Source organism: Sulfurimonas sp. (assembly GCF_028694895.1).
GTDB lineage: Bacteria > Campylobacterota > Campylobacteria > Campylobacterales > Sulfurimonadaceae > Sulfurimonas.
Window position 1 is genome coordinate 1 of the sequence record NZ_JAQVKA010000064.1, and the last position, 8,651, is coordinate 8,651.

8 protein-coding genes and 1 pseudogene are annotated in these 8,651 nt (G+C 33.1%); 4 read left to right on the forward strand and 5 right to left on the reverse strand.

Annotated features, from left to right (window positions below; genetic code table 11):
- Positions 1 to 493: 493 nt before the first annotated feature.
- The 4 genes from PHI38_RS07500 to PHI38_RS07515 are packed head-to-tail and all read left to right on the forward strand — an operon-like array spanning position 494 to position 4,020.
- Positions 494 to 1,831, forward strand: coding sequence for a hypothetical protein (locus PHI38_RS07500; protein WP_299854566.1), 1,338 nt, complete (start codon positions 494 to 496; stop codon positions 1,829 to 1,831).
- Positions 1,832 to 1,841: 10 nt separating this feature from the next.
- Entirely contained in the window at positions 1,842 to 2,138 is a 297-nt protein-coding gene (locus PHI38_RS07505) for a hypothetical protein (protein WP_299854568.1), read from the forward strand.
- A complete protein-coding gene (locus PHI38_RS07510) occupies positions 2,119 to 3,198 on the forward strand; it encodes a site-specific integrase (RefSeq protein ID WP_299854570.1) in 1,080 nt (359 codons plus the stop codon). The genes PHI38_RS07505 and PHI38_RS07510 overlap by 20 nt, the downstream gene beginning before the upstream one ends.
- Before the next feature lie 57 nt (positions 3,199 to 3,255).
- A complete protein-coding gene (locus tag PHI38_RS07515; protein ID WP_299854573.1) occupies positions 3,256 to 4,020 on the forward strand; it encodes a pyrroline-5-carboxylate reductase in 765 nt (254 codons plus the stop codon).
- Positions 4,021 to 4,037: 17 nt separating this feature from the next.
- Here the strand turns inward: PHI38_RS07515 and thrC are convergent, their stop codons facing one another.
- The 5 genes and pseudogenes from thrC to PHI38_RS07540 all read right to left on the reverse strand — a co-directional run.
- Complete coding sequence (gene thrC / locus PHI38_RS07520) at positions 4,038 to 5,510, reverse strand: threonine synthase (protein ID WP_299854575.1); 1,473 nt, start codon at positions 5,508 to 5,510, stop codon at positions 4,038 to 4,040.
- A 65-nt stretch (positions 5,511 to 5,575) separates the two neighbouring features.
- A complete protein-coding gene (locus tag PHI38_RS07525) occupies positions 5,576 to 6,802 on the reverse strand; it encodes a peptidoglycan DD-metalloendopeptidase family protein (protein ID WP_299854578.1) in 1,227 nt (408 codons plus the stop codon).
- A complete protein-coding gene (locus PHI38_RS07530; RefSeq protein WP_299854581.1) occupies positions 6,799 to 7,611 on the reverse strand; it encodes a cell division protein FtsX in 813 nt (270 codons plus the stop codon). Before PHI38_RS07530 ends, PHI38_RS07525 begins: the two co-directional genes overlap by 4 nt.
- Complete coding sequence (locus PHI38_RS07535; protein ID WP_299854583.1) at positions 7,598 to 8,269, reverse strand: cell division ATP-binding protein FtsE; 672 nt, start codon at positions 8,267 to 8,269, stop codon at positions 7,598 to 7,600. Before PHI38_RS07535 ends, PHI38_RS07530 begins: the two co-directional genes overlap by 14 nt.
- Positions 8,262 to 8,651 (reverse strand): annotated as a pseudogene (locus tag PHI38_RS07540) (tRNA (guanosine(46)-N7)-methyltransferase TrmB); the annotation flags it as partial. The gene PHI38_RS07535 and the pseudogene PHI38_RS07540, both read right to left, overlap by 8 nt.

An 8,651-nucleotide genomic window follows, 5' to 3' on the forward strand; every position in this document is an offset into this window, starting at 1 on the left:
GAGACTCCGTCTCGTAACAAATTCCAATTGATGATAAAAAAATCAATGAAAAATGGAACTATAAAGCAAGAGCTTCTTGATATAACCGTTAAAGATGAAAGTCTATAACAAGCACAAAGACTCAATAGGTAAAACTATTGAACTAGATGTTGGATACTTCGCTCAGAACATCACATTCTTTGGAATCTAACCATAACGCTCAAACTCTTTAAAAGTCGGAGCTGTAACTAGCTGTAATATCTATCTGCTTGTGAGTCCACTCACTAGAGATAGATATGTAGGCTTTTACCAATCACCCACACTTAAAACCTATTGTCGCTTTGATGCTAAGGCTAGAAAGAGGCTCCATATTTATATGGAGAAAGTATCTGACTTTGCATCAAGGCTTAATCGTTAGAGGGGGTTCTAGTAACACCCCCTGACGTAAGTCATAAAGAATATATATAAATGTTCTTAAAAATATTAGCTCATAGGAGCTAGAGAGGATTTAAAGATGAAAAAAATAAGTATAAAAAACACACCTCAAATAAGCGGTATAGATGCACTATATTATTTCGCTCAAAGTGGTGGTGGATATGACAAATATTATGAAGATATCATAGAGCAGATAGAAGATAAAAAAGCAGAGTTTAGTGCTCTTAACTACGCTTATAATGATAATGACATAATAATAACTAAAAACGATATAGATATAAAATACAGCGGTATGGGTAGAGATGGCTTCTTATGGTTTAACCATGAGTTCTTTAGAGTAGGATTTAAAGATTCAGAGAAGTCTGTAAACATTCATAATATCAGAGTACAGTTAAATGCTATTGGGATATATACTCTTGGTATAGAGTCACTTGTAAAATATATCAACACTCAGTTTTTAAAAGACTCCCTCCTTAGTACAAACTACTTTCCAATAACTAGAATAGATGTAAATATGTTTATACAACATAACTTCAACTATCTTAAAAAGGAGATGATACTCTCTAAGAAGAAAAACCACTCTGCAAATATAGCGGAGCGTTCAACTGGTTATGAGTTAGAGACTTACTATGTAGGTAAAAAACCATTTTTGCTTAGAGTCTATAATAAACTAAAAGAGCTAGAGGGCGCATCAGAGATAAAAAGAGAGTTGATGTTTAACTACTTTGGAGTAAATGGATTAGATACTCAAAAACCCATCTTCAATGTTGAGTTTGAGTTTCATAGAGAGTTTTTAAAAGAGTATGGAATTGATACTTTAGAGGATGCTATTAGCCGTTCTAAGAGTTTGTTTGAACTTGGATGCGATTTAGTAAAAGTGCTTGATATATCAACTCTTACAGAGGCACAAATAAACTCAACAAACAGAAAAAGAGCAGATATCTTACCTATCTGGGAATATATCTCAAAGAGTTATAACAATGATGAGTTTATGCAGATAACTACTCCTATGGATAAGATAGAGAAGATATCTTATAGATACTCACTAGAAGATGCTCGTAAGCCTATCAAGAGACAGATATCAAGATTGCTTCTTCATGATAACTCTCCAACACTGCTGTACTTTTATGAACTTTTACAAAGTGCTCAAGAAGAGTTTGCTTTAAGAGATAGCTGTAAAAGACTTCAAAGTGAAAATCAAGTTGAGCATAAGAGTGAAGATACATCTAAATTTAAAACATTCAAAGATGATTTAAAAGCCTACTCAGATGATGGGCTTATAAACTTTGAAGAGAGACTCTCTCAAAATATGAGAGGTGTGATGCCTAATGATGCACAATATGATGAGCTACTACATACTTACAATGAAGTACATAATGAACTCATAAGACGTAATCTTGTGAAGATACCATTTTAAGGAGCCAAAAATGAATTTTGAAGCTTTTAATAATTTGGAATTGATTCCAAGACTCTTGAAGCAAGTTGAACTAATGGCTGAGAGAATGGCTAAATATGCGCCTCCTATTACCACTAAAAAAGAAGTTGCAAAATTTCTAGGTAAGTCTGAGAGAACTATTAATAATTACATTGAGAGAGGTCTACTAAAGGACGGATATCACTTCTATAGAAAAAATGGTAGAATACCCGTGTTTATAGAAGAGGCTATTTTTAAGTTTAGAGATGAACTTTATAAAGGAATAGCTTATGAAGAAATTACGATTTAAAAATCGTAACGGCATTTTATATTTCGGTATAGATGGTAACTTTAAATCATCTAAGCTTAAATATACAAATATCAATAAGAATATTATTATTGGTAAGTTTAAAGATGGTCGTCTTGATGAAGAGTTAGGAATAGCGCACATAGATAATATTCCAACAGTTAATCAACTACTTGACGAGGTTATGAGTAGTAAATTAGCAGTGTTGAAATTTAAGACTATGCGAACTTATGAAGTAATTTCTAGATTGAGAGTTAGGCCATACTTTAAAGATACTTTAGTGAATCAAGTCAAGCCGATTGATATCAAGAAGTTCCACGACCATTTGATAGGTCTAGGGTTTGGTAAAGGTGTATTGCAACTTGCAAGAGTTCTTTTAAAAGAAGTTTTTAGTATTGCTATTCTAAGTGAATGGATTACATTAAATCCAATCAAGATGGTAGATATGCCTAAACTAAATACAGCTAAGAAAAAAACAAAACCTTTTACTCTTGATGAGATTGATTTGATTTTGAAAAACACTACTGGTGTGTTAAAAAACTTTCTTGGTATCTCGTTTTTTACTGGAATGAGAAGCGGTGAAGTTTTGGCTTTAAAATGGGAAGATATTGATTTTGTGACAGACACAATTTCAATCAATAAAACTATTGCAGAAGGTCATATAAATTCGCCTAAAACTAAATCTAGTATGCGTGATATCGAAATGCTTACAAAAGCAAAAGAGTTCTTTAAAGCGCAACAGCTAGAAACTGGGATACAAAATAGTTATCTGTTTTTGACAAAATATAATAACTATTATTCTAATAATTCTTATTTTTATCAGAATTATCAGAAGGTGTTAAAGAAGCTCGGACTTGATGCTAGAAGTTTACATCATACTAGACATACGTTTGCAAGTATTATGCTAAATAATAGGATTGAGCCTTTGTGGGTATCGAATATATTAGGTCATGAAAACCTTGATATGACGCTCAAAGTGTATACTCATTTCATGCCTAGAAAAGAAAAAATGAGTTTAGAATTTTTAGAAAAGCGGTACAAAAACGGTACAGTTGGTGCGTAAAGTACCAAAAATAGGTTGTAAAATGTTATACTACCATAAAAAAATTAAGGCATTTTTATGAAAACTATAACTTTTATTGGTAATGGAAACATGGCTCTAAGCATTGCAAAAGGATTAAAAAACAGTTACAAAATCGAAGTTGTTGGAAGAAATTTAGAGAAAATGGAAAAATTTGAAAAAGAGCTTGGGGTTGATATAGAAAAAGCTCTTATGGATGGCTTTAATGTTGAAGATAAAACTGTAATTTTTTGTGTAAAACCTGCAAACGTTGATGAAGTAGCAACTAGAATTAGGGGAAAGGCTAGAGTTATCTACTCTGTTTTAGCGGGAACTTCACTTCAAAAACTAAGACAAAATCTACATCCACATGCTATTGTTCGCGCTATGCCAAACCTAGCTGCAAGTGTTGGCAAATCAATGACAACGCTCACTGGAGATGAAGAATTTAAAGAAGAAGCAAAAGAACTTCTTGGAGCAATAGGAACTACTCTTTGGCTAGGAAGTGAGAAAGAGCTTGACATAGCTACCGCACTTGCTGGAAGCGGTCCTGCTTATCTCACACTTATAGCTGAAGCATTAGCAGATGGAGCGGTAAAACAAGGAATGAGAAGAGATGATGCAATGGTAACTGTGCGTGGCCTATTTGAGGGCTTTGGCGCACTTATTCAAGATATTCACCCTGCACTACTAAAAGATGCTGTTATGAGCCCTGGAGGGACAACGGCTGCTGGTTATAGCGCGTTAGAAGATGGGAACGTAAGAGCCTCTTGTATGAATGCTATTGAGAGCGCTTATAAAAAAGCTGTTGAATTATCTAAATAGTTAAAGAGAAAAAAGTTTTATAAAAACTTTAAAATCTCTTTTTCTATATCCTCTTTTTCTATAATAGTACTTTGCACGATTGGTTTGTTAAATAGTGCTTTTACCATAGCTGGAATCTCTAATTTTGCCTCTTTAGATATAGATTCAAGAGCTAAAATATCCTTTGCGTCTATCTCACCTGTGAGTGCATTTGCAATTACTGGAGAAAACTTTGTCCACTCAGCAGTTGAGTAAGCTATTGTTTTTATCTTTGGATCTGAGCATGTCTCATAAGATTTCATACATGTAGCAGTATGTGGGTCCATCAAGTAACCATGGTTGTAAAAAGTATCTTTGATATATCTCTTACCCTCATCCCCATTACAAAAATCAGCATCAAAACTCTCTTGAAGTTTTGCAAGCTCATCTGCGCTTAACTCATAAAAGTTTTTAGACTCTAAATCTTGCATTAGCTCTTTTGTTCTCTCATGTCCAAACATGTCAAAGAGTATTCTCTCAACATTTGAAGATTTTAGTATATCCATAGCCGGAGAAGTTGTACTTACTACATGTAAGTCTCTTAAGTCATATTTTCCTGTTTTTATAAGCTTTGTAAGAACATTATTTTCATTTGAAGAAATTATAATTTTAGAAACATTTAGTCCCATCTTCCAAGCATAATAAGCTCCTAGTGCATTTCCAAAGTTTCCACTTGGAACGTTTAGATAAACCTTCTCACCCATAACAATAGCACCTTGGCGAACAAGCTCTAAGTAACTATGAATATGATAAATGATTTGAAAAATTATACGCCCAAAATTAACAGAGTTTGCAGCAGAGAGAAGAATGTTTTTTTTCTTTAAAGCTGACTTGAAATCATCTGAAGCAAGAAGTCTCTTTAGTGCATTTTGAGCATCATCAAAAACGCCATTTATTCCGATTACTTTTAGATTTTTTGCATCCTCTGTAACCATTTGAAGTCTTTGAACATCGCTTGTTCCGCCATCTGGATAGAGACATGCAACTTGTACATTTGCTCTGTTTTTAAAAGTCTCTAGTGCAGCTGGGCCAGTGTCGCCACTTGTTGCAGCTAAGATAAGATAGTGTTCGTCCCTTTTTTGTGCAATTGATGAGAGTACAACACCAAAAGGTTGTAGAGCCATATCTTTAAATGCACGAGTTGGGCCATGATACAGCTCACTTACATAAAGATTCTCTTTTACTTTTACTACTGGAACAGGGTTTTTTGGGTTATCAAATTTATCATAAAGGTTTAGTGCTTCATCTATTACACTTTTATCGATATCTATCTCAAAACGACTTAGCATATCTGAAGCCAACTCTTTATATGAAGAGTTTAGATGTTTATTTAAAAATGCCTCTCCTAAAGAAGGGAGATTCTCAGGTACATAAAGACCACCAAAAGAGGCGATTGGGTTTAAAATAGCTTCTGAGAATGTTACACTCTCTGCTTTAGTTGTGTCACATCCGCGAGTTTGAATAAAGTTCATAATTTTCTACCTAAAATTTTTTGAAATTATATCAAAATTAACAAAGAATTAAAAAGTGTTAAAACTCATCTAAACAAGCTAATAGGATTTATATGAAATGACTTTTGTGTTACCTCAAATATCAGCTCATCATTCACTCTACCTATCGTGTAACCTTTTTTTACTTTCTTCCCTTTTTCGATATCTGGCGCTATTTGAGAAAGGTTGGCATAAATAGTATGAATGCCATTATCATGCTCAATAATAACAATATTGTTTAAAACAGGTGTTTTATCAGCATATATTACCTTTCCATTAAAGACGGTTTTTACTTTTTCATTATTTTGTGCTGGCTTTAGAGATATAGATTCATTAAAAACTTTAATTCCATAGATTGGGTCTGTATAGTTTCCATATTTTTTTGTAATTTTATATGGCTCAAATGGTGGGATAGTTTTTTCTCCAACATAAAGCTTAGTTTTAGGAGCTTGATAACTACTCCCTACATTTTTTACCTTAGGCAAATCACTGCTACTTGAGAGAGTTGGTCTCTCACTAAAAGCTTCTTTTCTCTCAGCTTCTTCTTGAGCTTTTCTTTGATCATCTATCTTTATAATGTTAAGTTGCGCAAGTGTCTTTTTAAGAGAATCTTGTTTATTTAAAATATCTTTTAACTCTTTTTTATATGAATCTCTAGCGATTTTTAGTTTTTTAAGTGAGTCAATATTTGCCATTTGAGTCTTCTCAACTTCTCTTTTTTTTGAGTCAATTGAAGCAATAGCAGACTCTAAAGAGCTTACATGTCTGTTTAATATATCTATATTTTTAGAGTTTTCATAAAACTTTTCATTTAACTCTTTTATTTTTGCTTTTGCACTACGCAACATATTTTCCAAAACTTCGTACTCTATCAACGAGTCTTGAGTAGCGCTATACTCCTCTTCTAAGACAATAGATAAAGTAACGCTTTGTGCTATTGTAAAAACTAACTCCTCTTCTAGAGCGTCTCCATTTTGTTTTAAAGAATTTTGTGATGTTTTTAACTCTTTAATCTCTTTTACGTTTGAGCCATAACTACTCTCTTTTTCTAAAAGTTCCTCTTTTAGTCTCTTAAGTGTCTCTTCTTGAGCTTTTATCTCTTTTTCATGCTTAATGATTGCCTGTGCAGTCTCGTCCATCTTCTTACTTACTGCTTCTTGCGTTTTTGCATAAGTACCGATTTGAGAGCTTGTTTTTTCTATTTTAGAATCAATATTAACTTTTGCTTCTACAGATATAAAGACAATGAGAAATAGTAAAAATAACCTTATCATGCCTCTTCTTTGTGACCCAGAACGATTAGTGATGCCAAAATAATTGAGATAGACATAGAAACTCCAACAATGATTAATGAATCATCTACTGGGTTAAAAATCACAACATCAATTCCAATACTTCTAAACTGCTCTATTATCCATGGATATGAGGATAGATATGCAAAAACTCCGATTGATATAACACTCGCTATCAGTGCATCTACAATTGAGAGTCTAAACAAAACAGCTGAGCGTAACCACAAGGCAGCACCAAAAAGCCCCATTATGCTCATCCTCTCATTATGTTTATACTGCCAAATTCTAAGTTCTTTAAATATAAGTAGCACAGTTACTATCAAAACAAATACAGAGAAGATAGAGACAACTTTTTTAAATAAAAGAAGCAACTTATATACTGTGTCATGATTATGAGAAAAGTCTTCTACCTTGGTTATAGAGCTATTTCTAAGTAGGTCATCTCTTAGCCTCTTTACCTCTGTTGGAGAAGGATAGTACTCTAGAGAGAGTTTATAAAATTTTGGAAGAGTGAGCTTTAAGAGCTCTATATTTGTACTCTTTAAGTCACTAGTTAATCTTTTTATAACAGAGTCTGGTGATATCTCTTGTGCGTTTGAGATTATCTTATTGATTTTTTTAAACTCATCAGAACTCAACTCTTTTTTACTTACAGCAATAACTGAGTAATTCTTTGAGAGAGTAATTTTATAAGCGTCAATAGCACGTTCAACAATAAAGTAAACCTGCATAGAAAAAAGTATGCTCAAAAGAGCTATTACTAAGGATAGATGGTTTTTAACAGATTTCATGAACACTCCCATACTCAATATGAAAATGTTTATAATTCACCTTTAGAGTTTTTGGTATATTGTGAGTAACCACAATTACGGTGGTTTTGAGCTGTTCATTCGCGCCTTCTAAAAGGTTCCATATAAGCTGAGAAGAGTACTCATCAAGGTTACCAGTTGGCTCATCTGCTAGGATTAATATAGGGTTGTGTGCAAGTGCTCTTGCCATTGCTACTCTTTGCTGCTCACCACCACTAAGCTCTAGTGGATATTTCCCTGTTTGATGATTAAGTCTTACATGTTTTAAAAGTTTATCAACTTGATTTTGAGCAACACTCTTTACATATCCATTTATCAAAAGAGGAAGCATTATATTTTTATCGATGCTCCACTCTTTTACAAGTTTATAGTCTTGAAAAACTATACCTACGTGTCTTCTTAAAAAATTTAGTTTTGAGCGAGAGATATTATTTAACTCAACACCGCCAACTACTAAAGAACCTTGTTTTAACTTTAACGCTCCAAATAAGGACTTTAAAAGTGTAGATTTTCCGCTACCACTAGCACCTGTGATAAATACAAAATCAGCAGAACTTATAGAAAAATTTGCCTTGTTTATAATAGTTTCGTTGTTAGAATATGCTAAAGATAAATCTTTGGCTATTATTACTTTATCCACAGAGTACCTCATTTAAAAGTTTATGTGCTATCAGATTGCTTTTTGATCTAAGCGGAGTTTTTGGATAGTAGTAAGCCTCATTTTTCTTTACAATCACATAAAGATGCTCTGGCTTATCAAAACTTCCCATAGATAGACGTAACATTGCCCCATCATCTAATGTATAACATCTTTCAAAGTTTATAAAACCACTATCAAATCTTTGAGTTTTTTTATAAAGATCAATAACGCCTTGAACACTCAAATTTACATCAGAAAAATCAAAATTTCCCTCTAGTGAGAGTTCTGGTGAGTGCTCAGAATTTATCATAGTTACATCATAAAAGTTTTTTTGCATCTTCTTCCATCTATCTTCATACTTGCTTGTTATTGCTATATCTCT